The organism is Stenotrophomonas sp. TWI273, assembly GCF_039674765.1.
In the GTDB taxonomy this organism is placed as follows: Bacteria; Pseudomonadota; Gammaproteobacteria; order Xanthomonadales; family Xanthomonadaceae; genus Stenotrophomonas.
This window is the reverse complement of record NZ_JBDJOA010000009.1, coordinates 53374-80315: the sequence shown is the minus strand read 5'-3', so window position 1 is coordinate 80315 and position 26942 is coordinate 53374. Positions and strand designations below refer to the sequence as shown.

23 protein-coding genes and 5 tRNA genes are annotated in these 26942 nt (G+C 66.7%); 4 read left to right on the top strand and 24 right to left on the bottom strand.

The features are described from left to right. Nucleotides 1–25: 25 nt before the first annotated feature. The 6 genes from ABE571_RS13300 to ABE571_RS13275 all read right to left on the bottom strand — a co-directional run bounded on the left by ABE571_RS13300 (nucleotide 26) and on the right by ABE571_RS13275 (nucleotide 5349). Nucleotides 26–1312, bottom strand: coding sequence for a nucleotide sugar dehydrogenase (locus ABE571_RS13300; protein ID WP_313212025.1), 1287 nt, complete (start codon nucleotides 1310–1312; stop codon nucleotides 26–28). 303 nt (nucleotides 1313–1615) lie between these two features. Further along, the gene (locus ABE571_RS13295; RefSeq protein ID WP_313212027.1) at nucleotides 1616–2071 is read right to left on the bottom strand and encodes a BLUF domain-containing protein; all 456 of its coding nucleotides are present in this window, start codon (nucleotides 2069–2071) and stop codon (nucleotides 1616–1618) included. Nucleotides 2072–2178: 107 nt separating this feature from the next. Then, entirely contained in the window at nucleotides 2179–3210 is a 1032-nt protein-coding gene (locus tag ABE571_RS13290) for a TraB/GumN family protein (RefSeq protein WP_346465484.1), read from the bottom strand. A gap of 96 nt (nucleotides 3211–3306) precedes the next feature. Then, a tRNA-Leu gene (locus tag ABE571_RS13285) sits at nucleotides 3307–3393 on the bottom strand. A gap of 64 nt (nucleotides 3394–3457) precedes the next feature. Further along, nucleotides 3458–4867: an oxygen-independent coproporphyrinogen III oxidase gene (hemN, locus tag ABE571_RS13280; protein WP_313217843.1), complete on the bottom strand. Its 1410-nt coding sequence runs from the start codon at nucleotides 4865–4867 to the stop codon at nucleotides 3458–3460. A gap of 44 nt (nucleotides 4868–4911) precedes the next feature. Beyond that, the gene (locus ABE571_RS13275; RefSeq protein WP_313212030.1) at nucleotides 4912–5349 is read right to left on the bottom strand and encodes a group III truncated hemoglobin; all 438 of its coding nucleotides are present in this window, start codon (nucleotides 5347–5349) and stop codon (nucleotides 4912–4914) included. A 188-nt stretch (nucleotides 5350–5537) separates the two neighbouring features. Here ABE571_RS13275 and ABE571_RS13270 point away from each other — a divergent pair, with 188 nt between their 5' ends. Together ABE571_RS13270 and ABE571_RS13265 are read left to right on the top strand one after the other, a co-directional pair. Further along, complete coding sequence (locus ABE571_RS13270; RefSeq protein WP_346493821.1) at nucleotides 5538–5831, top strand: hypothetical protein; 294 nt, start codon at nucleotides 5538–5540, stop codon at nucleotides 5829–5831. A 2-nt stretch (nucleotides 5832–5833) separates the two neighbouring features. Continuing rightward, nucleotides 5834–6922, top strand: coding sequence for a 4Fe-4S dicluster domain-containing protein (locus ABE571_RS13265; protein ID WP_313212031.1), 1089 nt, complete (start codon nucleotides 5834–5836; stop codon nucleotides 6920–6922). Between the two features lie 55 nt (nucleotides 6923–6977). Here the strand turns inward: ABE571_RS13265 and ABE571_RS13260 are convergent, their stop codons facing one another. From ABE571_RS13260 to ABE571_RS13235, 6 genes are all read right to left on the bottom strand, one after another. Then, nucleotides 6978–7226, bottom strand: a complete 249-nt coding sequence (locus ABE571_RS13260; RefSeq protein ID WP_019183363.1) for a hypothetical protein — start codon at nucleotides 7224–7226, stop codon at nucleotides 6978–6980. A 270-nt stretch (nucleotides 7227–7496) separates the two neighbouring features. Then, nucleotides 7497–7958 carry a BLUF domain-containing protein gene (locus ABE571_RS13255; protein ID WP_313217838.1) on the bottom strand — a complete coding sequence of 154 codons (462 nt, stop codon included), beginning with the start codon at nucleotides 7956–7958 and terminating at the stop codon, nucleotides 7497–7499. A 149-nt stretch (nucleotides 7959–8107) separates the two neighbouring features. After that, entirely contained in the window at nucleotides 8108–10162 is a 2055-nt protein-coding gene (locus ABE571_RS13250; protein ID WP_313212034.1) for an ATP-binding protein, read from the bottom strand. Further along, nucleotides 10152–11741, bottom strand: a complete 1590-nt coding sequence (locus tag ABE571_RS13245; protein WP_313212035.1) for an ATPase domain-containing protein — start codon at nucleotides 11739–11741, stop codon at nucleotides 10152–10154. The genes ABE571_RS13250 and ABE571_RS13245 overlap by 11 nt, the downstream gene beginning before the upstream one ends. 42 nt (nucleotides 11742–11783) lie before the next feature. After that, a tRNA-Cys gene (locus ABE571_RS13240) sits at nucleotides 11784–11857 on the bottom strand. 77 nt (nucleotides 11858–11934) lie between these two features. Then, nucleotides 11935–12010 (bottom strand) — tRNA-Gly (locus ABE571_RS13235). A gap of 203 nt (nucleotides 12011–12213) precedes the next feature. Between ABE571_RS13235 and ABE571_RS13230 the strand changes: the two genes are divergently transcribed. After that, nucleotides 12214–12567, top strand: a complete 354-nt coding sequence (locus ABE571_RS13230; protein WP_346481860.1) for a hypothetical protein — start codon at nucleotides 12214–12216, stop codon at nucleotides 12565–12567. A gap of 91 nt (nucleotides 12568–12658) precedes the next feature. Here ABE571_RS13230 and ABE571_RS13225 read toward each other — a convergent pair. The 12 genes from ABE571_RS13225 to uvrB form a co-directional block, all read right to left on the bottom strand. Continuing rightward, nucleotides 12659–12734 (bottom strand) — tRNA-Gly (locus tag ABE571_RS13225). Between the two features lie 46 nt (nucleotides 12735–12780). Then, the gene (gene pgsA, locus ABE571_RS13220; RefSeq protein WP_088433209.1) at nucleotides 12781–13404 is read right to left on the bottom strand and encodes a CDP-diacylglycerol--glycerol-3-phosphate 3-phosphatidyltransferase; all 624 of its coding nucleotides are present in this window, start codon (nucleotides 13402–13404) and stop codon (nucleotides 12781–12783) included. Between the two features lie 9 nt (nucleotides 13405–13413). Next, nucleotides 13414–15261 (bottom strand): excinuclease ABC subunit UvrC, encoded by a 1848-nt coding sequence (gene uvrC / locus ABE571_RS13215; protein ID WP_346481861.1) that lies wholly within the window; start codon nucleotides 15259–15261, stop codon nucleotides 13414–13416. Next, nucleotides 15258–16673, bottom strand: coding sequence for a hypothetical protein (locus ABE571_RS13210; RefSeq protein WP_346493820.1), 1416 nt, complete (start codon nucleotides 16671–16673; stop codon nucleotides 15258–15260). The genes uvrC and ABE571_RS13210 overlap by 4 nt, the downstream gene beginning before the upstream one ends. A 46-nt stretch (nucleotides 16674–16719) precedes the next feature. Further along, nucleotides 16720–17493, bottom strand: a complete 774-nt coding sequence (kdsB, locus tag ABE571_RS13205) for a 3-deoxy-manno-octulosonate cytidylyltransferase (RefSeq protein WP_313217827.1) — start codon at nucleotides 17491–17493, stop codon at nucleotides 16720–16722. A 66-nt stretch (nucleotides 17494–17559) separates the two neighbouring features. Beyond that, nucleotides 17560–18582: a tetraacyldisaccharide 4'-kinase gene (gene lpxK / locus ABE571_RS13200; protein ID WP_346493819.1), complete on the bottom strand. Its 1023-nt coding sequence runs from the start codon at nucleotides 18580–18582 to the stop codon at nucleotides 17560–17562. Then, nucleotides 18582–20330: a lipid A export permease/ATP-binding protein MsbA gene (msbA, locus tag ABE571_RS13195; RefSeq protein ID WP_346493818.1), complete on the bottom strand. Its 1749-nt coding sequence runs from the start codon at nucleotides 20328–20330 to the stop codon at nucleotides 18582–18584. The genes lpxK and msbA overlap by 1 nt, the downstream gene beginning before the upstream one ends. Then, nucleotides 20327–20749: a biopolymer transporter ExbD gene (locus ABE571_RS13190; RefSeq protein WP_019183376.1), complete on the bottom strand. Its 423-nt coding sequence runs from the start codon at nucleotides 20747–20749 to the stop codon at nucleotides 20327–20329. Before ABE571_RS13190 ends, msbA begins: the two co-directional genes overlap by 4 nt. 3 nt (nucleotides 20750–20752) lie before the next feature. Beyond that, nucleotides 20753–21427 carry a MotA/TolQ/ExbB proton channel family protein gene (locus ABE571_RS13185; RefSeq protein ID WP_313211230.1) on the bottom strand — a complete coding sequence of 225 codons (675 nt, stop codon included), beginning with the start codon at nucleotides 21425–21427 and terminating at the stop codon, nucleotides 20753–20755. A gap of 3 nt (nucleotides 21428–21430) precedes the next feature. Continuing rightward, nucleotides 21431–23812, bottom strand: a complete 2382-nt coding sequence (locus ABE571_RS13180) for a DNA internalization-related competence protein ComEC/Rec2 (RefSeq protein WP_346493817.1) — start codon at nucleotides 23810–23812, stop codon at nucleotides 21431–21433. A gap of 179 nt (nucleotides 23813–23991) precedes the next feature. Next, nucleotides 23992–24066 (bottom strand) — tRNA-Val (locus tag ABE571_RS13175). A 107-nt stretch (nucleotides 24067–24173) separates the two neighbouring features. After that, nucleotides 24174–26204: an excinuclease ABC subunit UvrB gene (uvrB, locus tag ABE571_RS13170; RefSeq protein ID WP_259260246.1), complete on the bottom strand. Its 2031-nt coding sequence runs from the start codon at nucleotides 26202–26204 to the stop codon at nucleotides 24174–24176. A 152-nt stretch (nucleotides 26205–26356) separates the two neighbouring features. Between uvrB and ABE571_RS13165 the strand changes: the two genes are divergently transcribed. Next, nucleotides 26357–26893, top strand: a complete 537-nt coding sequence (locus ABE571_RS13165; protein ID WP_346493816.1) for a GspH/FimT family pseudopilin — start codon at nucleotides 26357–26359, stop codon at nucleotides 26891–26893. The last annotated feature ends 49 nt before the right edge of the window (nucleotides 26894–26942 follow it).

Sequence of the window (26942 nt, the reverse complement as noted above, 5' to 3'; positions counted from 1 at the left end):
CCTCAATCAATAGCTGCCCCCGAGTCTACAGGCGGTCGTCCACCACTTCCCGGGGCCACACGGATTTGACGTCGTACACCACACCGCCCGGAGTGAGCAGCGCGCGGACCTGCGCGGCATCGAACGCACGGAAACGATCATGCGCCACCGCCAGTACGACGGCGTCATAGCCGGCCGCATCCGGGGCCTCGACCCAGCGCACGCCCGCATCGGCCAGTGCGGCCGGCCCCACCCACGGGTCCTGCACGTCCACCCGGGCGCCACTGACCTGCAGGCGCTGCGCCAGTTCCAACGCGCGGCTGTTGCGCAGGTCCGGGCAGTTCTCCTTGAAGGTCACGCCCAGTACCAGCACGCGTGCCTGCGCGACATCGATGCTGCGCGATGCCAGCAGCGCCAGCACGCGTTGTGCGACATGCTCGCCGACCCGGTTGTTGACCTGTCGCGCGGTGTGGATCAGGTCCGGGTGATACCCCACGCTTTCGGACTTGTGCAGCAGGTAGTACGGGTCCACGCCGATGCAGTGGCCGCCGACCAGGCCCGGGCGGAACGGGAGGAAGTTCCACTTGCTGCCGGCCGCATCCAGCACGTCCTGGGTATCGATGCCGAGCCGATCGAAGATCAACGCCAGCTCGTTGACCAACGCAATGTTGACGTCGCGCTGGATGTTCTCGATCACCTTGGCCGCTTCGGCCACGCGGATCGAGGGCGCCGGCCAGGTGCCGGCCGTAATGATGCGCTTGTACAAGGCATCGACCACGGCGGCGACTTCCGGCGTCGAGCCGGAGGTGATCTTGCGGATGTCCGGCAACCGCCGTTCGCGGTCACCCGGATTGATCCGCTCCGGGCTGTAACCGCAATAGAAATCGACGTTGAAGCGCAGCCCCGATCCGGCCTCCAGCAGCGGCACGCAGACTTCTTCTGTCGTGCCCGGGTAGACGGTGGATTCGTAGATCACGATGTCGCCCGGCGTGAGCAGGCCGGCGATCAGGGTGCTGGCACTGCGCAGCGGCCCGAGATCGGGCTGCTCATGCGCATCGATCGGGGTGGGCACGGTCACGATGTAGACGTTGCACCCGGCCAGCTCTGAAGGATCGGCGGTGTAGCGGGCATGCAACGCAGCAGCCAGTTCATCCGCGTCCAGTTCCAGGGTGTGATCCATGCCACGCTGCAGCTCGGCGACCCGCGCCTGATCGATGTCGTAGCCCACCGTGGCCTGGTGCCGGCCAAAGGTCACGGTCAACGGCAGCCCAACGTAGCCGAGCCCGATGACCCCGATGCGCGCGGACACCGCGGCGGAAATGGCGTGCGTCATCGAGCGGCTCCGCACCGCGGAACCGGGCCAGCCATCAGGCGGGGCATCATCAGGGAATACGTCATGCGATACGGAGCCGGGAGACAGGTGGTGCAAGACTAACGCGCCCGACCCTGCCCCACAAAGAACAAAGCCGCCGCCCGCGGAGAGTACGGACGACGGCCAAAGGAATAATGGTCCAGCTGCGGTTACTACCCTTTCAGACAGCCTCCAAGGGCAAACCCCGCAAGACTGGTCACAGCTGGTAGAAAGAGGATAGGCGTGCAACCGTGATCATTGTGTTACGGACAAGGTTGTTTTGCGTTACGACCCCAATGTCACTGCTGCCGGTTCCAACTCGCCGGACACACCGGTCCATGCCTCCAGCAGACGACCAAAACCTGCGGGCATATCGTCTGGCTCGGAACACCGCTGTTGGAACCCCTGCCAGGGCGCCTCGACGATACGCGCAAGCGCATCCGGTTCGACCGCTGCCGATGCCATCGTCCAGCAGGGGAAATGGCGTTTCTCCACGAACCCTCGCGCGAGTTCGCGCAGATTCGTATGGATGCGCGCGTTGAACACGCGCTGGAACACCGAGTCGACACCGTCCTCCGGTCCCTCGAAGTACTGCAGGAAACACCGGCCGTCGAACATCAGCACGCCGGTCACGCCTGCCACTTTGTTAAACCCCATTGCTGCTCGCAGGATCTGATCGATATCAGACGTTTCGATTCCATCGATAGCGTCGCTGACATAAGCGACCGCATGCAGCGGCATGAAGGATTTCCGGAATGAACTGAAGCTGACTATGCCATGAAGTTTTCGCACTGGGTAGACACCGAATGTGCTCACGGTCTCGTTACGAATCGCCCGTTAGTCACGCCTTATTCCGGTGCCTGGACCTCATAGCCCCGGGCACGCAGTTGATCGGCATAGCCACCGGGCACCAGCAGCGAGGTGACCGGGACGGTCGCAAAGGTGACCGCATTGCGCGCCAACGCCTCGCCGGCCAGGGTCATCCATTTGCGCTGCGCCTGCGCATCGACATCGGTCAAGCCACGCCGCCGCCCGAAATCGCTGTTGGCCACGGCATCCACGCAGGCCAGGTACTGCCCCTTCACCGCCAGCCGCTCCAGCGCCTCGATATCACCGACCGACCAGGCGTTGGCGCGCTCGGCCAGCAGCGGCAGGCCGTGTTCGACCACATCCAGGGTACGGCGGAAGCACTCGACATCCTGCAAGGCGGTGCCACGCACTTCCTTCAACGCCTGCCGCGGGTCGGCGATCTTGATCGTGACCTGGGTCGGGACCGGCGTGAGACCGTGCGCCTTGCTGGCCTTCTGCACGATCCTGGACACCGGTGAGGAACGGCCGAGGCCGACATCCTTCAGTGCGGCGGCATACAGCTGGGTCGCGGCCACCAAGGGCCGGTCTTTCTCGATGCCTCCGTCGCGGCCGATGTGGCGTTGCTTGAGCACTTCCCAGCGCGCGTAGAGATCGGGCGGCAACACCTCGCGCAAGGTGCGTCCGTCGGGATCACGGGCAGCCTTCATCGCCGAGGGCACCAGGGTCAGCCCGCGGAAAAAGCCCACGTCGGCATCCAGTGTCCAGCCCGGCGAGCCGAGCACTTCCTGCGCGCTGGCGATCACCGCCTGCACCTCGTCGGCACGCCACGTCAGCTTGGCTGGCAGCGGCGAAACCGTCCCGAGAATCCACAGTGTGTGGCCCTGGGCATTTCGGACCTGCCACATGCCTGGCCCGGGCTGCTCACCCGAGACCACCACCGGGGCGAGATCGATCACCTCGCCTGCGGCCTGCGCCGGCACCTGCATCTGGGCCTGCGCATGGGCCACGCCGCCGAACAGCAGCGCCACGCCCCACACCAGTGCTTTCCCTGCACGAACTGCGTTTGCCATGTGGCGTGTCCGAGGTGGGTTGCTGCGCAGCGTACGGTGGCACGCGGCCGGCTGCGTAAAGTTTGCGTTGCGCGGGCAACGCGTGAAACTGGCCGTTGGTGCCCGGGGCCGGAATCGAACCGGCATGGGGTTGCCCCCGGCGGATTTTAAGTCCGATGCGTCTACCAGTTTCGCCACCCGGGCAACGGCGCGCATAGGGTGCCTGATCGCGCCCGGTTTTGGAATGCACGCGTCACTGCGGCCCCGCTCAGATCGCGCGGGAATACCGCACGGGCTGGTCCGGCTGCGTCAGATAGCGGTCGAAGCACATCGCCAGCAGCCGCAGCAGTGGGCGCCCGCGCTCGCTCGCACGCACCACGCCCTGCGCGTAATCGGCCAGGCCGTCTGCCTGCAGTGCCGCCAGCGCGCGCAGTCCCTCGGCGAAATACGTCTCGAAGTCCACGCCGTGCCGTGCCGCCACGGCTGCCCCGTCCACTTCTCCCTGGCACATCAACTGGCCGATCACTTCCGCGCGCAGCACATCGTCCTGGTCCAGGGTCAGGCCGCGCCAGACCGGCAACCGCCCTGCATCGACCGCCGCTTCCCAGGCCGGCAGTTCACGCGGGTTCTGGCTGTAGGTCTCGCCGATGTGGCTGATCGCGCTGGCCCCCAGGCCCACCAGATCGGTGTCGGCGTGCGTGGTATAGCCCATGAAGTTGCGGTGCAGTTGCCCCGCCCGTTGTGCCCGTGACAGGTCTTCCTCCGGCAACGCGAAATGATCCATGCCGATGTACTGATAGCCCGCGTCTGAGAGGCGCTGCACCGCCAAGCCCAGCAAGGCCAGCTTCTGCTCGGGGCTGGGCAGATCCGCATCGGCGATCTGGCGCTGCGCGCGGAACAGGTGCGGCAGGTGCGCGTACCCATACACCGCCAGGCGATCCGGTCGCTCGCGCAGCACGGTTTCCAGCGTCTGCGCGAAACCGGGGAGTGTCTGCTTCGGCAGGCCGTAGATCAGATCGACATTGACCGAGCGCAAGCCATGCTCGCGGCAGGCACGCAGGATATCCAGTGTGTCCTCCACGCCCTGCTCGCGGTTGATGGCCTTCTGTACATCCGGATCGAAATCCTGCACGCCGAGGCTGGCGCGGTTGAAGCCCAGCTCGGCGAGCACCGCGATATCGGCCCGTGTGACGAAGCGCGGGTCGAGCTCGATGGAGAAATCGCGCGCGGCCGCCGTGCTGAAGTTGAAGCGCTGGCGCAGCCCATCGATCAACTCGCGCATCTGTGCCGGCGCCAGGAAGTTGGGCGTGCCACCGCCGAGGTGCAGCTGGATCACTTCGCGCGCCGGATCGAACTGCGGCGCCATCAGGTCCGCCTCGCTCAGCACGCGGGCGACGTAGCTGATGCCTTTGCTGTGATCGCGGGTGATGACCCGGTTGCAGCCGCAGTAGAAACACGGGCTGCTGCAGTACGGCACATGCACGTACAGCGACAGCGCGCGGCCCCGGCGGTTGCTGTCCACGATGGCCTCGCGCAGGGCCAGCTCACCGTAGCCGTCATGGAAATGCGGGGCGGTGGGATAGGAGGTGTAGCGCGGGCCCGGCCGGTCGTGGCGACGCAGCAGCTCGGGATCGAAGTGCCAGGCGAGCCCGGCGGCGGCAGGCGAGAAGGTATCCATGCCGCCAGCTTGCGCGTGCGCGGGTGCGCACGCATTGCGTCAGATCAATTCACGCCCGGGCGGCCCGCCATCGGCAGGCTCGGCCAGCGCAGCATCTGGAAGCGACGCCAGAAGGTATCGGCGATCCGCTCGGCGACATCATCGGCCAGCCGCTGCATCGGTGGATTGCCGCATTCGGCGGTGGTCTGCCGGAACAGGGCCAGCCAGCGGTCGAACAGATCGCGATCCAGCTCATCCATGGCCATGTGCTTGGGCATGGGCGCGCCTTTGAAGCGCCGCGTGCCGCGCAGCATCGCCGACCAGAAATCCACCAGCTGCGCCAGATGCGCATCCCAGTCGTGGATCCGCGCCGTGAACACCGGGCCCAGGCGCGGCTCCTCGCGGACACGCGCGTAGAAGTCGTGCACCAGGCGGGTGACGTCCTCTTCGCTGCACAGGTCCAGTGCCGGAAGAGGCAGCACGTTGTCGGTGGGATCGGACATGAACACCCTCGGGCAGCAACGCCCAGCATCGGCGGCAGGGGCTGCCGCTGCCTTGATCAGAATCAATGAAGCCGACGGCGAAGCCTTCTAGTCTGGGAGCTCGACAGGAAGCGCGCACTCGCGGTCCCGGCCCCCGGTCGGCGCGAAGTATAGCCGTGCCCTGCCCCCTCCTCCTGACCGTGGCCGCAATGAACGACCTGCACGACCCGCCCGACGGCAGCAGCCGACGGCTGATCCAGCAATGGGGCGCCATCCTGTGGCCCAGCTTCGTCGCGGCGGGCCTGGCCAGCGTGGTGTTCTTCGCCTTTGTGGACCCGCTGCGCCTGCGCGACATCAGTTTCCCGCAGCACGAGATCAGCCGCGAGCTGGGCTACACGCTGGGGTTCTTCATGTTCTGGGCGGTCACCGCCGCCGCCAGCGCGATCACCTGGTACCTGCTGCGGCCGATGCCCAGCGACGATGACGACCTGCCACTGGGGTGACCATGACAGACCGCCTCACCCTGCATCTGGTCGATCCCTCGCCTCCGTCCCCGGCCCCGGGCCGGCGCGCGCCGCTGCGCTGGCGGCCACTGCTCTCGGTCATCCTGCTGGCCGGCTTCTATCTCCTGCCGTGGCTGCGCTGGGAGGGTCGCCAGGCGCTGTTGTTCGACCTCACCGCGCGCCGCTTCGATCTGTTCGGCTGGACCCTCTGGCCGCACGACGTCGGCATCCTGCTGGGCCTGGCCGCCGTGCTGGCCACCGCGTTGGTACTGCTCACTCACCTGGCCGGCCGGGTGTGGTGCGGCTACGGCTGTCCGCAGACCTTGTGGAGCCGGTTGTTCCGGTGGATGGATCAAGGCACCGCACGCTGGCTGCCGGCCACCGGCGCAGCGCGTGCGGTCAAGCATCTGCTGTGGCTGCTGGTGGCCGCGTGGACGGGCATCACCTTCGTGGGCTTTTTCAGCCCGATCCACGGTCTGGTCGGTACGCCGTGGCCACCGGTCTGGAGTGGCTGGGAAACGTTCTGGATCGTCTTCTATGCGGCAGCCACCTGGGGCAATGCCGGCTTCCTGCGCGAACATGTTTGCCGCGAGCTGTGTCCGTATGCGCGCATCCACGGCATGTTCTGCGACAACGACACGCCGCGCATGCAGTACCACGCACGCCGCGGCGAACCGCGCGGCCCACGCGTGGCTGGGCTGGGCGGTGTCCAGGCGCGGGGACGCGGGCTGCTTGATCCCACCAGCGCCAGCGACTATGCCTTCCGCGCCGCACATGAAGACATCGCTGGCCCGATGCCGCACTTCAGCGCCGATCGCCTCGGCGATTGTCTGGATTGCGGCGCCTGCGCCAACGTGTGCCCGATGGCGCTGGACGTGCGTGCCGGGCCGAACGCTGATTGCATCAGTTGTGGCGACTGCCAGGATGCCTGCGATGAACGCATGCGTGCCTGGCAGTTCCCGACCGGGTTGATCCGCTATGCACGTCCATCGGCCATGCAGCACCACCCGACCCGGTGGATTCGTCCGCGCACGCTCGCCGCCGCCGGCACGCTGCTGGCGCTGCTGGCCATCGGTCTTCATCACCTGTAACGGCGCCGCGTTGGCGGTTGTCCCCCGTACCGGTTCCCGGTCCCCCGACCCGGTCTCAGCGCGCGCGCGGGCGTGCGCTGCGCGGCGGCACCAACTGGGCGCGCCGCACGATCCCCAACTGTTCAATGATCAACGCCAGCTCATTGGTGACACGGGTTCGCGCGGTGCCCTGCGCGGGTGGGACCAGACGCTCGAGCACGCGCTGGTAGGTGGACCAGAATTCCGGGCCGCAGCCATGTTTCACGTAGCTGGCTTCCAGCTCGGTTCGCACTCCGTCAGCCAAGTCATGTTCGCCGTATTCCATACGACCTCCGTGGGACTTGCTTGCTTCAGGGACGACAAAACCCCCTCAGGGGCGGATTCACTTCGGGTTCACCTAAAATTTGCACGGTCATCGCATTAAGTCAATTACCCGAAGGGTAAAGGCCACGCCCCTGATGAACCGTTCATATAACGTCCGAACCCGTGCCTGCATCATGCAGGCCGGGTATTGACAGCAATATGTCAGGGCAGCGCTTCGGATACTCCGCGCCTGGCCGCCCCGCCCCGGGAAGCTGCACAGGGGCGCGCCACCTCACTCGGCCGCCGAGCGGCTCTCCTGCATACCCGCGCGCGCGGGCAGGTGCGGCGCGACGAACTGCATCAGACGTTCCATGGCACTGCCTGCCGGCGGTCCGCCCGCGGCGCGATCGGCAAACGCCTCCCATTCTCCGGCAGACAAGATCTCGACCAGGGTCGGCTCCACGCCCAGCCAGCGCATGCTCCAGTAAGGAAAATAGCGCGCAGGCACGCGGGCGTGACCGAGTTTGCGAATGTTCCGATGACTGCGGGCCTGCAGTACGCGCTCGTGTACTGCCGACACCCCATCATCCGGGCCTTCGAAGTACTGCAGGAAACGACTGCCGTCGCAGAGAAGCACACCGGTGACCCCGGCCAGGCTGTTGAAGCGGATGGCATCTTCGACAAGGGCGTCGAGATGCTCCGCAGACAGCGGGCCTGCAACGTCGCTGACATACGCGATCGCGCAAAGGGGCATGGGTAAACTCCGACGATTTCAAAGCACTATGCTGTCACTTTCAGGTATCTAAATAAAGCCGTTGCCTGAAGCGTTCAGAACACTTTCAAAACGAATGCTCCTTGTCGCGCACGCTTTCGCCGGACAGGCACACGCCGGGTGCCGCGGGACTACCGATGTCCCGCCATCGAGCTTCTTACCGCCTCACTGAACGCATCGAGCAGAAACGGCTTGGCGATCATCGCCATGCCGTTGTCGAGGAATGCCGAGCGTTCCTGTGCTTTCTCTGCGTAGCCGGTCATGAACAGCACCGGCAACGACGGCCGCGATTGCCTCGCGATTTCGGCCAGCTGGCGTCCGTTGAGGCCGGGCAATCCAACGTCGGTGATCAGCAGGTCGATCTTCTTCGATGAGCCGAGGATCGGAATGGCGCCATCGGCATCACCCACGACTTCGGCGGTATACCCGAGGTCTTCCAGCACCACGGTGACCAGCATGCGCACCTGCTCGTCATCCTCCACCACCAGGATCGACTGCCCGGCGCCGAGCGACACCGGCTGTGCGCTCGGTGCACCGTCGTCCTCGGCGGCGTCGTGCACCACCGGCATGAACAGCGCTACCGTGGTGCCCTGCCCTGGCGTGGAATCCACCGTGATGTGGCCGCCGGACTGCTGCATGAAGCCGTAGATCATCGACATGCCCAAGCCCGTGCCCTTGCCGATCGGCTTGGTGGTGAAGAACGGCTCGAAGATCCGCTCGACCACCTCCGGTGGCATGCCGGTGCCGGAATCGGAGACCGATACCACGGCGTACTCCCCTGCCGGAATGGTCGGCACTTCGCCCTCGGCCGCAAAGACGTGCGAGGTCCGCAGGATCAACTCACCCCCTTCAGGCATCGCGTCACGTGCATTGATCGCCAGATTCAGCAGCGCGCTTTCGAACTGGTTGCTGTCCAGGTTGGCGCGCAGCGGCGCGTCACTGGTCGCCATCTGGATGCGGATCTTCTCGCCCAGCGTGCTGCGCAGCAGGTGCTGGACCGAGCCCACCAGCGCATTGAGTTCCACGGTCTTCGAATCCAGCGACTGACGTCGCGAAAACGCCAGCAGACGCTGGGTCAAGGCCGCCGCGCGCTGGCTGGAGGCGGTGGCCGCATCCAGGAAGCGCTCCATCCCTTCCATGCGCCCCATGTCCAGGCGCATGCGCATGATGTCCAGCGAGGACAGGATGCCGGTCAGCATGTTGTTGAAGTCGTGCGCGATGCCGCCGGTCAACTGCCCGATCGCATCCATCTTCTGCGACTGGCGCAGGGCCGCTTCGCTGGCCTCGCGCGCGACCATCTGCCGCTCCAGCTCCGCCGTGCGCTCGGCCACCATCGCCTCCAGGTCCGAGGCATGTTGCTGACTCGTTTCCAGGGCCAGCTTGGAGGCAGTGATATCGGTGACGAAGACGTGGAACCCGTCCGGCGCGCCGTCGGCATCGAAGCGCGGCGAATAACGGATCTCACTGTCGCGCCGGCGGCCGTCACTGAACGGCCAGTTGGCCTCGAACACGATGTGCTCGCCCGCCAGCGCACGTTCGATCAACGGGCGGCGGCTGCTCCATACCTCCTGCCCGAATACCTCCGGCACGCGTTTGCCGATCACGGCCGATACCGGACGCTCGAACCAGGCCTCATACGCCTTGTTGGCGAAGCGGTAACACAGGTCGCGGTCGATGAAGGCGATCAGCACCGGCATCGCATCGGCCACCAGGCGCAGCTCTGCTTCGCTGCGCTCCAGTGCGGCACGGCCATCGGCCAGCGCCCGCATCTGATCGCGGACCAGGAACTGCTTGTCGCGCGCCCGCAGCGCACTGCGCACGGAGCTGAGCAGCGAGCTGCTGCCCAGCGGCCGGTCCAGCTCGATGATGTTGATCGACAACTGCAGGCCAGGATCGGCCAAGGGGCGCTTCTGCGAGCGCGGCGAACGCAGCAGAATGAAGGGAATATCCGACCAGGACGGTTGCCTGGCCAAGGGCTCCAGCAACGCGGCGGTGCCCTTGGCGACCGCCTCTTCGGTGACGACCACCGCGCCAACATCATCATCAAGCGCGTCGGCCAGCCGTGGCAGGCTCTCCTGGATCGCGGTCCGCAGCCCGGCGGCATTGAGTACGCCGGCAATGCTCTGCGCATCGCGCCCGAACGGCGCAACGATATGCACCACACCGGAAACGGAGTCACTCTGCACGGGTGTGGCCGAGCAGATGCGCCGTATTGCCCACGAATTCCGGCGTGCCGGTCAGAATGCCCTTGAACTCGTTGAGCGGGGCACTCAGCGAAATCCCCTTGCCGTCGATCTTCAGCTCGCGGATCGTATTCTCGTGCGCACCGCCCCGATTCTTGATCACCGAGATCGCCTTGCGGATGCGCCCCTGCGATTCGAAGAACCGGAACAACACGACCGAATCGGCGATGTAGGAAACGTTGAGGTTGCCGGTCGACATGGTGCCGACCAACCCGTGTTGCGGATTGATCAGGATGGTCGCCACGCCCTTCTGGTTGAGGTAGGACAGCATCTCGTGCAGCTGAAGCATCAACTGCTTTTCCTGGGGCATCGCGGTGACGTAGCCGTTGAGGCTATCGATCACCAGCAGGCGGCAGTGGCGCTCCTCGACCGCACGCTGCATGTTCCAGGCGAACTCGCCCGGTGAGATCTCGGCCGGATCGACCTGGAGGATTTCCAGCAGGCCCGACGCCAGGTGTTTGCTCAGATCGATATCCAGCGACTCGGCGCGGGCGAGCAAGGTGCCGATGCGCTCATCGAATTCGAAGATGCAGCAGTGTTCACCGCGCTCGCAGGCCGCCCAGACGTACTGCAGCGCCACATTCGTCTTGCCGCTGCCAGCCGGGCCGGTCAACAGCGTGCTGGTGCCCCGCAGCGGACCGCCGCCGAGCAGACTGTCGATCTCGCCGACCCCGCTGCTGATGGGCGTGCCGTTGAACGTGGCGTGGTGGTCCGAGGCGATCAACCGCGGGAAGACCTCCAGGCCCCCTTCGCGGATGGTCATGTCATGGTAGCCAGCGGTGAAGTTCACTCCGCGCAGTTTCTGGACATGCATCCGGCGGCGCGCCGGGCCGAAATCCAGCGTGAGCCGTTCCAGCGACACCACGCCATGACACAGACTGTGCAACTGGCCATCGCGCTCCTCACCGGAGGCCGTCATGTCATCGACCAGCACCACGGTCGCGCTCTTGGGCGCGAAGAACTGCTTGAGCGAGAGAATCTGCCGGCGATAACGCAGCGGATCCTGCGACAGCAATCGCAGCTCGGACAGCGAATCGAACACCACCCGATGCGGCTTGATGCGCTCCACCTCGCCGAGGATCAGCTTGACCGTTTCGTCCAGCTCGACTTCCCAGGAGTGCAGTACCGACTGCATCCGTCCGTCGCCCAGCGCTTCCTCGGCCGAGGCCAGCTCGAACAACTCCAGCCCATCCAGGGACCAGCCGTGCGCATTGGCAACTTCTCGCAGCTCGTCAGCTGTCTCGGAGAGCGTGATGTAGAGGCAGCGCTCGCCCTTGCACAGCCCATGCAGCAGAAACTGCAGGGACAGCGTGGTCTTGCCGGAGCCTGGGGGTCCTTCCAGCAGGTACAGCCGTCCCTGCGGGAAGCCCCCGCCGAGGATGCTGTCGAGGCCTTCGATACCCGTCGCTACGCGTGCTTTTTGTGTCTGCATAAGGCTGCCAAAGTGGACGGCCGCAGCATACGAAGCGCGTTGTGTAGGCCCTGTCGGCTCTGGCCTCCGAAACTGAATGGAGGCCCACAACGCACAAAGCCCGCTTTCGCGGGCTCTGGGCTACTTTCTATTTGGAGGCCTGGGTCGGAATTGAACCGGCGTACGCGGATTTGCAGTCCGCTGCATGACCACTCTGCCACCAGGCCGGTGACCCTACGATCATCGAAGGCGTGTTGCATGCCCCGATAAAACAAGACCCCGAGAACGGGGCCTGGTCAGGATTTGGAGCGGGAAACGAGACTCGAACTCGCGACCTCAACCTTGGCAAGGTTGCGCTCTACCAACTGAGCTATTCCCGCAGACTTTCGCTTGCCCCGACGGCACCGCACCCTGAGGCGCTGGAGGCTGTCGGCCCCTCGACCTGCGTCGAAGGAGCGCTATTCTGTCGGAATTCCTTCACGTCGTCAACATCCTTTTCGCACCACGTCAGTGCGCTGTTCCGATCTGCCCGGACGCCTCCACAGTGCTGGCGCAGCCCCTCGATCCCAGGAACCCTTCGGCCATGCCACGCCATCTCCGTATCGCCCGCCTCGCCAGGGGCACTGCGATCAGCCTCGCCGCCGTCACCCTCCTGCTGGGTGCAACGACGCACGTCTTCTCCAACGCCTGGCTGATGCTGACCGACAGAAGCAACGTGATCCCGGCCGAGTCCTCGATCCTCTGGTTCGAGCCCTACGTCATCAACCAGGGCGCATCGAACTACTGGCTGTACGGCAAAGACCGCACCAACTACTACCACTTCGCGCATATGGAGCAGGCGCTGTACCTGTACCTGCCGATCAATAACAGCTGCCCCGGGTTTGATCGGGAAAACATCCGCACCTGGTGCAACGTCCGGATCGGGAAGCACCACTGACCCTCGACACGCACAAACGAAAAAAGCGACCCGGAAGGTCGCTTTTTTTCGTTGCATCGCATTGGGACGAATCCCGATGAAATGCGCTATCTGGAGCGGGAAACGAGACTCGAACTCGCGACCTCAACCTTGGCAAGGTTGCGCTCTACCAACTGAGCTATTCCCGCTTGGGAGGCGAAATTCTACAGCCAAATGCACCCCTGTCAACAGCCCTCACGCATTCTTTTTTGCTTTGGCGTTCTCACGCGCAAGGCGCTCGTCTTCGCGCAGGCTCGGCCACGCGGCGTGCAGGTATTGCAGGCCCGACCACAGTGTCAGGATCGAGGCGATCGCCAGGGTCCAATCGCCGATGTGGAAGACCTGGGTGCCCATCCAGATGTCCTGCATCGGGGTGTGCGGCGCGACCGAGTACAGCAGGCACAGCAGCGCGACCATCTGCGCGGTGGTTTTCACTTTGCCGATCACCGCCACACGCACTTTGGCCCGCTGGCCGATTTCCGCCATCCATTCGCGCAATGCCGACACGGCGATTTCACGGCCGACGATCACGGCCGCCCAGACCGCCATCCACGCGGTGGGATGGCCCTGCACGATCAGGAACAGCGCCACGGCCACCATCAGCTTGTCCGCGACCGGGTCGAGGAAGGCGCCGAACGCGGACTGCAGGTCGTAGCGGCGGGCGATCCAGCCGTCGAGCCAGTCGGTGAGCGCAGCCAGGCCGAAGATCGCCGCCGAGGCGAAATTGGTCCACTTGTAGGGGAGATAGAACACCAGCACCAGGACGGGGATCATCACGATCCGCAGCAGGGTCAGCCAGGTGGGGAGGGTCAACTTCATTGCGTCTCTCTACTCGCCCGCCGCGTCGGGCGTGGGCAGTCCATGAAGGTTAGCGTAGATACGCGCAGCGAGGGCGTCATTGATGCCGTCCACTTTCGCGATTTCCGCTTCGCCGGCGGCTTTCAGGCCGACCAGGCCGCCGAAATGTTTGAGCAGGCTGGCGCGCCGGCGCGGGCCGATGCCAGGAATATCCTCGAGTTTGCTGGTCATCCGAGCCTTCTGGCGGCGCCCACGGTGGCCGGTGATGGCGAAGCGGTGGGCTTCGTCACGCACCTGCTGGATGAACTGCAGCGCCGGTGAGGCCGCGCCCGGGCGTAGTTCGCGGCCATCCGGCATGACCAGGGCTTCATGCCCTGCCCTGCGCTCCACACCCTTGGCCACGCCGACCAGCATCACCCCTTCCACGCCCAGATCGGCCAGCGCCGCCTGCGCCTGGGCCAACTGGCCGGCGCCACCATCGATCAGCAACAGATCGGGCAGCACCGCATCTTCCTCCACCGCCCGGCGGAAGCGCCGCTCGATCGCCTGGCGCATGGCCGCGTAGTCATCGCCGGGCTCGATGCCGCTGATGTTGAAACGGCGGTACTGGCTGCGGACCGGGCCCGCCGCATCGAACACCACGCACGAGGCCACGGTGGCTTCGCCCATGGTGTGACTGATATCGAAACACTCCACGCGCTTGACCTGTTCGGTCAGACCGAGCATCTGCCGCAGGTCTTCGCTGCGCGCGTGCTGCGCGGTGCGGCTACCCAGTTCGGTCACCAGGGTGATCTGCGCGTTGCGCGCGGCCAGTTCCACATAGCCGGCGCGCTCACCGCGCACGTTCCAGCGCAGCTGCACCTTGTGCTCGGCGGAGGCACTCAACGCCGATTCGATCAGGCTGGCATCGGGAATCTCGCGATCGAGCAGGATCTCGCGCGGCGGCGCGTGCTCGGCGTAATACTGGGACACGAACGCGCCCAGCACCTCATCGGCACTCTCTTCGCCATTGGTGCGCGGGAAGAATGGGCGCGTGCCCATGTTGCGGCCATCGCGGAAGGCCAGCAGCAGCACGCAGGCACTGGCGCCCTGGGTGGCACAGGCGAGCACGTCCAGATCCGCCGCGCGGCCGTCCACGTACTGGCGGGTCTGCATGCTGCGCAGCGAGGCGATCAGATCGCGCAGGCGCGCGGCCTGCTCGAACTCCAGTGCTTCGCTGGCGGTCTGCATCTGGGTGCCGAGCTCGCGCGCCAGCTGATCGCTCTTGCCTTCCAGGAACATCGAGGCGCGGCGTACCGACTCGGCGTAATCGTCCGGCGCCACCAGCTCCACGCACGGCGCGCTGCAGCGGCCGATCTGGTACTGCAGGCAGGGCCGCGAGCGGTTGCGGAACACGCTGTCTTCGCAGCTGCGCAGCTTGAACAGCTTGTGCATCAGGTTGAGCGTTTCGCGCACGGCAGTGACGCCCGGGTACGGACCGAAGTAGCGCCCGGGTACCGCCCGCGGGCCACGGTGCAGCGCGATGCGCGGCCATTGCTCACGGGTCAGCAGCACGTGCGGATAGGTCTTGTCGTCGCGCAGGGAGACGTTGTAGCGCGGCGAGAGCGACTTGATCAGCTGGTTTTCCAGCAGCAGCGCCTCGGCCTCCGAGCGGGTCACGGTCACGTCCATGCGCGCGACCTGCGACAGCATCGACATGATCCGCGTGGTCTTGGGCGTGCCGTTGAAATAGCTGCCCACGCGGTTGCGCAGCGCACGCGCCTTGCCGACGTACAGCAGCGTGTCATCGGCGGCGTACATGCGGTACACGCCGGGGGCGGTGCTCAGGTGGGCCGCAAATGCCTTGCCATCGAAGGCGGGGGCGGAAGAAACAGTCATTCGTTGATCGGCACGTCGCTCAGGACACCACTGACGGGGTCGAATCGCAGCACGGCATGGGCATCGGTCTCGGCAATCCAGACCGCGCCACCGCCGAGCGCCAGGCCAGCCGGGCCATGCAGGCGGCGCGGCAACTCCAGCGTACTCAGCTCACCACCGCCCAGGCGCAGCGTGCGCAGGCGGCCGTTGCCGGCATCGGCGATCCACAGCAGCGGCGCATCCGGACTGAGCGCGATCGCCTGCGGGTACTGCAGCAGTGCCGAGGTGCGCGGGCCGTCCTGTTCGCCGAAGGTCCACAGCCCCTGCCCGACCAGCGTCTGCACCAGATCCCCACGCAACTGCATGGCGCGGATAGAGGAGCCCAGCGCATCGCAGACGTACAGCACCTGCTGGACCGCCGCGACCGAGCACGGCTGCGCGAACGCGGCCATGTGGCCACTGCCGTCGCGCTCGTCGATCGCCCCACTGCCGGCGCGCCAGTGCAGGCTGCGCTGGCCAAGGTGATAGCTCCAGATACGGTTGTCGCCGGCCATCGCAATGTGGATCTGGTTGTCGGCGACGGCCAGTCCCTGCGGATGGTTGAGCGCGGTGTAGCGCGGATCGGCCACCGGCCCTTCGATCGGTTCGCCGGGGCGGCCAGTGCCGCACAGCGTGTCGACCTGGCCGGAGAGCAGATGGATGCGGCGCAGGGCATGGTTGCCGGTGTCGGCCACGTACAGCCATTCGCGCTCCAGCGCGAGGCCCTGCGGATGGTGGAAGGCCGCCTGGGCCTGGTCGCCATCCATGAAATCGGCGGTGCCCATGCCGAACTGGCGCAGCACGCGGCCACCATGGCTGCATTCCAGCACGCGGTGATGGCCGGTGTCGGCGATGTACAGGCGCTCGGTGGTCACCGCCAACCCGGTCGGGAAGCGCAGCGGGAGGCGCGGCTCGGGACTGAGTTCACGGGCGCCGTGCAGATCCTCATCGGACGGCCGCGGGCTGCCTTCGCACAGCGCAGTGAGCGAGCGTTCCAGTTCCCCGCCGAGACCGACCAGACGCTCGCGCTCGCGCCCTTGGGCATCGAGCAGGACCAGGGTCGGCCATGCGGTCACGCCGAAGCGGCGCCAGCCATCCCAGTCCGCATCCAGCAGGGCCGGCGCGTTCAGCCCCTGGCGGCGCAGCAGCTTGAGGGACTGATCGGGATCGCGCTCGCCGTCAAAACGTGGCACCTGCAGCACCAGCAGCTGCAGCTTGCCCGGGTTGCGTGATTGCCACTGGGCCAGCTCGGCCAGCCGCTGCGCGCACCACACCGAGGCGGCATTGACGAAGGCCAGCACGACCGGCCGCCCCTGCAGCTCGGCCAGGGTGGTCGGTTTGGCGTTGAGCCAGGTGGCGAACTCGGGCAGATCCTGGACGGGCTGGACGTTCATGCCCCGATTATGCCGGAGTACGCGTCATGCAACCGTCGTGCCACGGTCACGGGTGTGCCGCCCACCAGGCTTCGGCGCGCGCCAGATCGTCCGGGGTATCAATGCCGGGCGGGAACTCGGCCGGGGTCAGCGCCACGCTGATGCGGTGCCCCGCTTCCAGCACGCGCAACTGCTCCAGCGACTCCAGCTGTTCCAGCGTGCCAGCCGGCAACGCGGCGAACTGGCGCAGGAAACCGGCGCGGTAGCCGTAGATGCCGATATGGCGCAGCCAGTGCGCGCCGGCGAGCGTGTCGCGCGAGCGGGCGAAGGCATCGCGGTGCCACGGAATGGGCGCGCGGCTGAAGTACAGCGCGTCCAGGTTCTGCTTGCGCACGACCTTGACCACGTTCGGGTCGAACAGGGTGTCCGCGTCTTCCACCGGCGTGGCCAGCGTGGACATCTCCGCACCGCTGTAGACCAAGGCTTCGGCCACCGCGCGGATGCCTTCTGCCGGGGCAAAGGGCTCGTCGCCCTGCAGGTTCACCACCAGGGTGTCATCGGACCAGCCCGCCTGCGCCGCGCACTCGGCCAGCCGATCGGTGCCGGAGGCGTGCCCGGTGGAGGTCATCGCCACACGTACCTCGGCCATGCCCTGCAGGGCATCGGCGATGCGCTGATCGTCGGTGGCGACCCATACCTCGCGCGCGCCGGCGAGCAGCGCGCGTTGCGCCACGCGCAGCACCAGCGGCTCGCCGCCGAGCAGGCGCAGCGGCTTGCCTGGCAGCCGCGAAGCGGCATAACGGGCGGGGATGGCAACGACGAACTCGACGGAAGCGCTCATGGGGGATGACCTGTACGAAAGGAATGCAGTCAGGGACGCAGTGTGCCGCAACCGGCACCGGGCCCGTCAACGCTTGCCGAGTTTCTCGACGCGGTCCAGCAGGCTGATCCAGAACGCCGCCGGCAACTCGGCCGACAGCGGCACGGCGAAGTGCCATTCGGTCGCGAACGACTTGCACTTGACCGCGTCCTTCTCGGTCATCAGCACCGGCAGTTCGCTGCCGAAGCGCAGATCCGCTGGCTGGTAGGCATGGTGATCAGCGAAGGCATGCGGCACCACGCCGATCCGATGCGCGCGCAGCATGTCGAAGAAGCGCTGCGGATTGGCGATACCGGCCACCGCATGGACGCGCTGGCCCTGGAAATGCGAGAGGCGCCGCGCGCGGCCGCCCTGCAGCGGCTGTGCGCTGTCGATGCGCAGCTGCATCGGCCATTCGCCGAAGCCGCAGGCGGTCTGCGCTTCGGTGCCATCGCTGGCCTGGCCCATGTTGACCACGCGGAAATCGCAGTCGCGCGCACGGCTGGCTGGCTCGCGCAGCGGCCCGGCGGGAATCAGCCGGCCGTTGCCGTAACGACGCTGGGCGTCGACGACTTCAATTTCGATGTCGCGCGCCAGCCGGTAGTGCTGCAGGCCATCGTCGCAGACGATGATGTCGCAGCCCGCCTCGACCAGCGCCTTGCCGGCCGCGACACGGTCCGCATCCACCCGCACCGGCACGCCGGTTTTCCAGGCGATCAGCACCGGCTCGTCGCCGCCGACGGCGGTATCGGTGCTGGTCAGGACCCAGCGCGGGGTGCCTGCATCCTCGCGCCCATAGCCACGGCTGGCGACCCCCGGCTTCCAGCCGGCGTCGCGCAGACGGTTGACCAGGGCGATCGTCAGCGGGGTCTTGCCGGTGCCACCGGCGGTGACGTTGCCGACCACCACCACCGGCACCGGCAGTGAATGCCGTTTCAGCCAGCGACGGCGATACGCCATCCGGCGCAGCGCGATCGCCGCGCCGTACAGCGGTGACGCCAGGCGGGCCAGGAACGGAATCGCGCTGCCGTCGTACCAGTACGACGGCGTGTGGGTGCCCTTGCCTGCCATCAAGGCTGCCTTTCGCGGAACTGCATCTTGTGCAGGTGCTCGTACAGGCCACCCAGCGCCAGCAGTTCGTTGTGCGTGCCGCGCTCGACGATGCGGCCATGGTCCATCACCAGCACCTGATCGGCATGTTCGATGGTGGACAGACGGTGCGCGATCACCAGCGTGGTGCGCTCGGGCATCAGGCGCTGCAACGCATCCTGCACCAGGCGCTCGGACTCGTTGTCGAGCGCAGCGGTCGCTTCATCCAGGATCAGGATCGGCGCATCGCGCAGGATCGCGCGGGCGATCGCCAGGCGCTGACGCTGGCCGCCGGAGAGCAGCGCACCGTTCTCGCCGACCGGCGTCTGCAGTTGCTGCGGCATGCGCGCGATGAACTCCCACGCATTGGCGGCTTCGGCCGCGGCGCGGATCTGCTCTTCGGTCGCATCCATGCCGTAGGCGATGTTGGCGCCCACGGTGTCATCGAACAGCATGACCTTCTGCCCGACGATGGCCACCTGGCGACGCAGGTCAGCCAGCGGGTAATCGTCCAGCGCCACCCCATCCAGCGTGATGCGGCCACCGCTGGGTTCGTAGAAGCGCGGCACCAGGCGGATCAGGCTGGTTTTGCCGCTACCGGAGCGGCCGACAATCGCCGTCACCGTGCCCGGCTTGGCCACGAAACTGATGTCGTCCAGCGCGATGCCGGTGTCTTCGCGATAACGCAGCATCACGTGCTCGAACGCAAGCTCGCCCCGTGCGCGGCCGATCCGCTGGATCCCTTCGTCGCGCTCGACCGGCATATCGAGAATCCCGAACAGGCGCTCGGCCGCGGCCACACCGCGCGAGATCGAGGTCTGCACACTGGTCAGGCGACGCAGTGACGGAATGATCGCCATCATCGAGGTCATCAGGCCCATGAACTGGCCTGCGTTGAGCTTGCCGGCCAGCGCCTCGCGGGTGGACACCCATACGATCACCGCCAGCGCCAGGGCCGCGAGGAACTGCACCGTGCTGGAGGCCAGCGCGCGCGTGGTTTCGACCTTCATGTTCAGGCCGAGCATGCGGTTGGCAAGCCTGGAATAGCGCGAAATCTCGTGCGCCTGGGTGCCATGCACCTTCACTTCCTGCTGCGCGGCCAGGGACTGTTCGGCGGTCTGCGCCATGCCGCCCATGCCGTCCTGGATGCCACGGCTGATCCGGCGGTAGCGCTTGCCCACGATCGAGACGATCACGCCGATCAGCGGCACCACCACCAGCATCGCCATCGTGACCTTGACGCTCATCTGCAGCATCACCACCAGCATGGCGATGATGGTGAGCGTATCGGCCACCAGGGTCTTGAGCGCATCGGCGCTGGCCTGGGTGACCTGCTCGGTATCGAAGTTCAGGCGGCTGACCATCACCGGCGTGGCCTCGGCATCGAAATGCGAGGACGGCAGATGCAGGTACTTTTCCAGCACCTGCTCACGCAGGTCGCGCACCACGCTGCGCCCGGTGCGGGCCAGCGCGTAATCGCTGACCAGGGTGGCCAGGCTGCGCATCATGAACAACCCGAGGATGGTCAACGGCAGGATCACCGCCATCCGCGGCTCCGGGTTGACGAAGCCCCGGTTGACCAGCGGCTCCATGAGCTTGGTGAAGCTGTAGCCGGCCAGGGCCTCGACCACCATCGCGACCACGGCGGCGACCATGAACACCCAATAGGCACCGGTATACCCGAGCAGGCGCTTGTAGATCGGCCAGACGGGGGAGTGTTTCTTGCTCATGGACGCACCTCCGGCGCGGTAGCGATGGCGATGCGGCGGAAGCCCAGCTGGCCCAGAGCATCCTGGGCCGTGACGACAGCCTGGTAAGGGGTGCGCGCGTCGGCGCGCAACAGCACGGTCTGTTCCCGATCGCTGCCGGCGACGGCGGCAATGGTCTGCTTGACCGACTCGACGTCGGTGCGCAGCACTTCCTGGTCGTTGATGAAGTAACGCCCTTCGGCATTGACCAGCACGCTCAGCGAGCGCGGCGGCTCGGTGGTGTCCTGCTGGCTGGCGGTCGGCAACTGCAGCTGCAGCGTCGAACGCGCGTCGAAGGTGGTGGTGACCACGAAGAAGATGATCAGAACGAGGATCACATCGATCAGGGGAACCAGATCGATATGCGGCTCGTCCTGGATCCGGTCATTGCGGATGCGCATCCGTCAGCCCTTGACCGTGACCGGTGCGGCGCCGGCCGAACCAGCGGCGGCACGCGGCGCGTTGTTCATCACGCCCGGGCGACCGTCGAGTGCATCCAGCAGCGCCGACGCCTCCTGCTCCATCTCGATCACGTAACCGGCGATGCGGCCCTTGAAATAGCGATGGAACATCAGCGCAGGGATCGCCACGATCATGCCGGTGGCGGTGCAGACCAGCGCCTTGCCGATACCGCCGGCCAGCTGGTTCACATCGCCCACGCCGTGGTCGAGAATGCCCATGAACATCTGGATCATGCCGACCACCGTGCCGAGCAGGCCCAGCAGCGGGCCCGCCGAGGCGATCGTGCCCAGTGCGTTCAGGAACCGCTCCATGCGGTGAACCAGATGCCGGCCGGCATCTTCGATGCGCTCGCGGATCTGGTCGCGCGGGCGGTTGCGCGCTTCCAGCGCGGTCGCCAGCAGCGCGCCCAGCGGCGAGTTGCCGCGCAGCGACTGGATGTGGCTCGGGTCGAGCTTGCCGCGTGCGGCCCAGTTGCGCACTTCCTGGCCCAGCCCGGGGGGCAGGACTTCATTGCGCCGCAGGGTCCAGAAACGCTCCAGGACGATTGCCAAAGCCAGTACGCCCAACAGCAGCAGCGGCAGCATCGGCCAGCCACCGGCCTTGACCAGTTCCCACACGTTTCAATCCTCCGGCCCAGCGGCCGCCTGTTTGATCGCCGATAGGATAGCAGCCGGCCGGCTCCGCTCCGCGGCATCCCACCAACGCCGCTCGAAAACCCGTTGTTCACGCACCTGCAGGCCTCCACGCCCGAGCCAGATGCGAACCGCGCCGCTCTCGGACGTGTTGAGCACTTCGGCGCCCACCGCCTGCCAGCGCTCCACCACCTCGGCACGCGGATGCCCAAACCGGTTGCGGTGACCGGTCGAGACGATCGCCAGCCGCGGCGCGACGGCCGCCACCCAGGCCGGCGTGGACGAACTGGCACTGCCATGGTGCGGCACCACGACCGCCTGGGCCGCCAGCAGCGCGCCTGCGTGCCGGAGCAGCAGGGCCTCGCTGCGCTTCTCGATGTCCCCGGCCAGCAGGATGGCCCCCTGGTTGGTTTCCAGCCGCAGCACGCAGCTGCTGTCGTTGGTCGACTGCGGTTCGTCGCGCGGCGGATGCAGCACCCGGAACGTCACGCCGTCCCACTGCCAGGATTGCCCGGCATGGCAGGTCGATGCGCGGCCACGCAGGACGCCGGGCGGCGCCTGCAGCATCGCGCCGGGAAAGCTGCGACGCACCCCGCGCAGGCCACCGGTGTGGTCGCGATGGTCGTGGCTGATCATGATCCGGTCCAGCCGACCCTGCCCCAGCGCACGCAGGGTCGGCACGACGATCCGCTCGCCGGCATCGAATCCCTCCTCGGCCCCCGGCCCGGTGTCGTACAGCAGCGTGTGCCGACGCGTGCGTACTGCCACCGCCAGGCCCTGCCCCACGTCCATCACCAGCAGTTCCACCTCGCCCTCAGCCGGCACGTGCCGCGCCGGCCACAACAGCGGCAGGCACAGCACCAGTGCGGGGACCCGGCCACCACTGCCACGCGGCAGCAGCAGCCAGAACACGCCGAACACGGCCGAGATCAGCGCCCAGCGGTTGGACTGCGGCAGCCACCACAGCGACAGCTCGCTGCGCGCGGCATACCCGAACAGCCACCAGCTGGCCTCGAAGCACCACGCCGCCAGCTGCCACGGCCAGCCCCCCGCCCCGTCGATCAGCGCCTCCAGGGCGGTGCCGAGCAGCGCCAGCGGCACCACCACCATCGTCCACCAGGGAATCGCCACCAGGTTCACCAGCGGTCCCGCCCGCGAGGCCTGCCCGAACAACGCCACGGTCAACGGCAGCAGCGCCACGGTTGCCACACCCTGCGCACTCAGGAACCCCCGCAACCCTCCCTCCTCGCGCCCGGGCAGGCACCAGATCAGCCACAGCACGCCGGCAAAGCTCAGCCAGAAACCGGGCGCAAGGACGGCGAGCGGGTCGAACAGCAGCATCGCCAGCGCCGCCAGGGAGAGCGACTGCGCCACGGTTGCCCGCCGCCGGCTGCAGCGCGCAGTGGCCACCACCGCGATCATCAGCACGGTCCGCACCGTCGGCAGCGCGAAACCGGCGGCTGCGGCATACAGCGCCGCGCCTGCGACGGCCGCCGCCGCGGCCCCCATCGGACGCGGTACGTACAGGCCGAGCATCGGCAGGCACCGCCAGAGCCCGCCCGCCAAAAGAGCGGCGACGCCGGCCACCACGCCGACATGGAAGCCGGAGATCGCCACCAGGTGGGTCACCCCCAGCGCACGCAGGTCATCCCAATCGGCTTGGCTCAGGCCGCGGGTATCGCCCAGTGCCAGCGCCTGGACGAAGCGACGACCATCGCCCTCGACTGCCGTGGCGATCGCGTCAGCCATCTGCTCTCGCCACGCAGGCAGTCCGGTCGGCTCACCCAGCGGGTGCGCCTGGGCAGGCTCGCGCACGTACCCGCTGCCAGCCACCCGTTGCCGCAACGCATAGCCTTCGGCGTCAAACCCGCCGGGGTTCACCCGCCCGCGTGGCGGCCGGACCCGGACCGTGAGCGACCAGCGTTCGCCGGCCTGGAGCGTGCGCCGGCGCTCATCGGCTGGGCCACGGAATGCGTCATGCCAGCCCAGCGCCAGGTCACGGCCGCGCAGTCCGGTTGGCATCGTCGGGCCGTCGTCCACCCGGTAGCGGAAACGGGTACCGCCGGGACCCTGCTGAGGCAGGCTGATCACGCGCCCCTGCAGCACATGGTCCACCGGCGGGCCACCGGGGGGCAGCTGCTGCGCCAGCCCGGCGTGACCGTGCACGGCGGCCCAACCGAGACCGAACAAGGCAGCGCCGAGGAGGCGGAGGCGGCAGGGCAGGACCCAGAGCAGGCTGCCGGCAGCTGCTGCGGCAACGCCCCACCCCAGCGGCAGCAGCCGGGGCGAGAAGACGATCGTGCAGATGCCTGCCAGCAAAGCGACGACACACGCCTTGCCGAAAATGGGAAGCGACGCGTGTGCAGCCATGCCGCCGCTGTGTAGCACTCGCCGCATGTGCAGCACCCAGCAAACCCTGAGTGTCGACGGCGGGCGCAGTGCGGGGTATCAGTGCGCCATGCAGGCCGTTGTCAGGAAACGCACATAGCAAAAAAGCCAACCCGAGGGCTGGCTTTTCTGTTGTGCCACGACAGTCTCCGGGACTGAAGTGGTGGGCGGTACAGGGTTCGAACCTGTGACCCCTACCATGTCAAGGTAGTGCTCTACCGCTGAGCTAACCGCCCGTTTTGCTTTCCTGCCCCGCTGCGAATGCGTCGGTGCAGGCCGCGTATATTACGGACGCCCCCCGGAAAGCGCAACACTTTTGTGAAGATATTTCCCAATGTGTTGTTCAGCCCAGACTGGCCTCCTTCAACTGGCGGATCTGATCACGTACCCGGGCCGCATCTTCGAACTCCAGATCGCGGGCGTGCTGGTACATCTGCTGCTCCAGGGCCTGCAGGCGCTTGGCGATCTGGGCCGGCTCCATCGTGCGGTAATCGGTGGACTCTTCGGCCACACGCCCGCCCTTGCCTTTGCCCTTCCCTTTGCCGCGCGACTCTTTCTCGGCCGCTTCCGAACGCGCGCCTTCGAGCACATCGGTGATCGGACGCAGCACCGACTTGGGCACGATGCCGTGCAGCTCGTTGTATTCGACCTGCTTGGCGCGACGGCGGTCGGTCTCGTCGATCGCGGCCTGCATCGAGCGCGTCATCTTGTCCGCATAGAGGATCGCCTTGCCGCGCAGGTTGCGCGCGGCGCGGCCGATGGTCTGGATCAGCGAACCGGTCGAACGCAGGAAGCCTTCCTTGTCGGCATCAAGGATCGCCACCAGCGACACTTCCGGCATGTCCAGGCCTTCGCGCAGCAGGTTGATGCCGACCAGCACATCGAACTTGCCCAGACGCAGATCGCGAATGATCTCCACGCGCTCGACGGTGTCGATATCCGAGTGCAGGTAACGCACGCGGATGCCGTGTTCGGTCAGGTACTCGGTGAGGTTCTCGGCCATGCGCTTGGTCAGCGTGGTGACCAGCACGCGGTCGCCCAGCTTGATGCGCTCGTTGACCTCGGACATCAGGTCATCGACCTGGGTGCCGACCGGGCGGATCTCGACGACCGGATCGATCAGGCCGGTCGGGCGTACCACCAGTTCCGTGATCTCGCCTTCGGTCTCGCGCAGCTCATACGGCCCCGGCGTGGCCGAGACATAGATGCTGCGCGGGCAACGCTCTTCCCATTCTTCAAATCGCAGCGGACGGTTGTCCAGGGCCGAGGGCAGGCGGAAACCGAACTCGACCAGGGTTTCCTTGCGCGACCGGTCGCCTTTGAACATCGCGCCGATCTGCGGAATGGTCACGTGCGATTCGTCGATCACCAGCAGCGCATCCGGCGGCAGGTAATCGAACAACGTCGGCGGTGGATCGCCGGCGTTCTTGCCGGTGAGATGCCGCGAGTAGTTCTCGATGCCGTTGCAGTAGCCGACCTCAGCCATCATCTCCAGATCGAACTGAGTACGCTGCGCCAGGCGCTGCGCTTCCACCAGCTTGTTCTGCTCGTACAGCTGTTCCAGGCGGACCTTCAACTCCGCCTTGATCGTGTCCACCGCCGACAGCACGCGCTCGCGGGTGGTCGCGTAGTGGGTCTTGGGATAGATGGTGTAGCGCATCATCTTGCGCAGGCTTTCGCCGGTCAGCGGATCGAACATGCTGATCTGCTCGACCTCGCCTTCGAAGAGTTCGATGCGCACCGCTTCGCTGTCCGATTCGGCCGGGAACACATCGATCACTTCGCCGCGCACGCGGAAGGTGCCGCGGTGCAGCTCGAATTCGTTGCGGGTGTACTGCAGCTGGGTCAGGTGCTTGATCAGGTCGCGCTGGTCGATCCGCTCACCGGTGGAGAGGATCAGGCGCATCGACAGATAGTCCTCGGGCGCGCCGAGGCCGTAGATCGCCGATACCGTCGCCACCACGATCGCATCCGGGCGTGACAACAGGGTCTTGGTCGCCGCCAGCCGCATCTGCTCGATGTGCTCGTTGATCGAACTGTCCTTCTCGATGAAGGTGTCCGAAGAAGGCACATAGGCCTCCGGCTGGTAGTAGTCGTAGTAGCTGACGAAATACTCGACCGCGTTGTGCGGGAAGAACGACTTGAACTCGCCGTACAACTGCGCGGCCAGGGTCTTGTTCGGCGCCATCACCAGGGTCGGTTTCTGGACCCGCTGGATCACGTTGGCGACCGTGTAGGTCTTGCCGGAACCGGTGACGCCGAGCAGGGTCTGCTTGGCGATGCCCGCCTCGAAGTTGGCGGTCAGTTTCTCGATGGCCGCCGGTTGGTCGCCCGCCGGCGAATACGGGGATTCAAGTTGGAAACGATCGCTCATGGTGCCGCCACTGCCGGGAAGCCTTCAGTATAACGGCCGGGTTGGTGACGGCCTGTTGAGGGGAGGGCCGACAGCACAACGCGGCATGAACCGGCGGCGGTGGGGCCGTCGGGCCGCCAGAGTGAAGGTTGCACGCACCCCGGACCGTTGCCGTGGAACACGCCCGCCCCCTGCCCTGCCCGGCCAACTGCGCCGGCGTGACGCTGATCCAGTCGCTGATCGCGATGGCGGTCCTGGCCATCCTCACCGGCATGGCCCTGCCGGCCATGCAGCAGACCCGGGATCGCCTGCAGGCCGACAGCCTGCGCATGCAGCTGGCCTCCGCATTGGCGACCGCGCGCAACACGGCGATCACCGAACGGCGCCCGATCGCGGTCTGCCCCACTGACGATGGCGTGACGTGCGGCCGGGACTGGGCCCGGGGCTGGATGCTCTATGCCCCCGCAACGCCTTCCTCGGGCGAGGCGCGTTCCGCAGGCCCCCTGCTGGTGCAGCAGCACGCCCGCTCCAGGCTGAGCGCCTGGGGCAGCCAGGCCAAGCCGCGCCTCCAGTTCCGGCCGGATGGGCGGCTCAATGGCAGCAACCAGTCGGTCATCTTCTGCCTGGACGGCGCCTCCCAGGGCAAGGTGGTGGTCAGCCTTTCAGGCCGCATCCGCAGCGAGCGCCCGCGGCGCCCCGTGGCCTGCTGAGGCCGTCATCGCCCGCCGGACGGAAACACAAAAAGCAAAAGCCGCGATT

Excerpts from the sequence above, each read along its gene's own strand:
- ABE571_RS13300 (WP_313212025.1), bottom strand. The coding sequence starts at position 1,312 with ATGACGCACGCCATTTCCGCCGCGGTGTCCGCGCGCATCGGGGTCATC.
- ABE571_RS13295 (WP_313212027.1), bottom strand. The coding sequence starts at position 2,071 with ATGCCGCTGCATGCGGTCGCTTATGTCAGCGACGCTATCGATGGAATC.
- ABE571_RS13290 (WP_346465484.1), bottom strand. The coding sequence starts at position 3,210 with ATGGCAAACGCAGTTCGTGCAGGGAAAGCACTGGTGTGGGGCGTGGCG.
- hemN (WP_313217843.1), bottom strand. The coding sequence starts at position 4,867 with ATGGATACCTTCTCGCCTGCCGCCGCCGGGCTCGCCTGGCACTTCGAT.
- ABE571_RS13275 (WP_313212030.1), bottom strand. The coding sequence starts at position 5,349 with ATGTCCGATCCCACCGACAACGTGCTGCCTCTTCCGGCACTGGACCTG.
- ABE571_RS13270 (WP_346493821.1), top strand. The coding sequence starts at position 5,538 with ATGAACGACCTGCACGACCCGCCCGACGGCAGCAGCCGACGGCTGATC.
- ABE571_RS13265 (WP_313212031.1), top strand. The coding sequence starts at position 5,834 with ATGACAGACCGCCTCACCCTGCATCTGGTCGATCCCTCGCCTCCGTCC.
- ABE571_RS13260 (WP_019183363.1), bottom strand. The coding sequence starts at position 7,226 with ATGGAATACGGCGAACATGACTTGGCTGACGGAGTGCGAACCGAGCTG.
- ABE571_RS13255 (WP_313217838.1), bottom strand. The coding sequence starts at position 7,958 with ATGCCCCTTTGCGCGATCGCGTATGTCAGCGACGTTGCAGGCCCGCTG.
- ABE571_RS13230 (WP_346481860.1), top strand. The coding sequence starts at position 12,214 with ATGCCACGCCATCTCCGTATCGCCCGCCTCGCCAGGGGCACTGCGATC.
- pgsA (WP_088433209.1), bottom strand. The coding sequence starts at position 13,404 with ATGAAGTTGACCCTCCCCACCTGGCTGACCCTGCTGCGGATCGTGATG.
- uvrC (WP_346481861.1), bottom strand. The coding sequence starts at position 15,261 with ATGACTGTTTCTTCCGCCCCCGCCTTCGATGGCAAGGCATTTGCGGCC.
- ABE571_RS13210 (WP_346493820.1), bottom strand. The coding sequence starts at position 16,673 with ATGAACGTCCAGCCCGTCCAGGATCTGCCCGAGTTCGCCACCTGGCTC.
- kdsB (WP_313217827.1), bottom strand. The coding sequence starts at position 17,493 with ATGAGCGCTTCCGTCGAGTTCGTCGTTGCCATCCCCGCCCGTTATGCC.
- lpxK (WP_346493819.1), bottom strand. The coding sequence starts at position 18,582 with ATGGCAGGCAAGGGCACCCACACGCCGTCGTACTGGTACGACGGCAGC.
- msbA (WP_346493818.1), bottom strand. The coding sequence starts at position 20,330 with ATGAGCAAGAAACACTCCCCCGTCTGGCCGATCTACAAGCGCCTGCTC.
- ABE571_RS13190 (WP_019183376.1), bottom strand. The coding sequence starts at position 20,749 with ATGCGCATCCGCAATGACCGGATCCAGGACGAGCCGCATATCGATCTG.
- ABE571_RS13180 (WP_346493817.1), bottom strand. The coding sequence starts at position 23,812 with ATGGCTGCACACGCGTCGCTTCCCATTTTCGGCAAGGCGTGTGTCGTC.
- uvrB (WP_259260246.1), bottom strand. The coding sequence starts at position 26,204 with ATGAGCGATCGTTTCCAACTTGAATCCCCGTATTCGCCGGCGGGCGAC.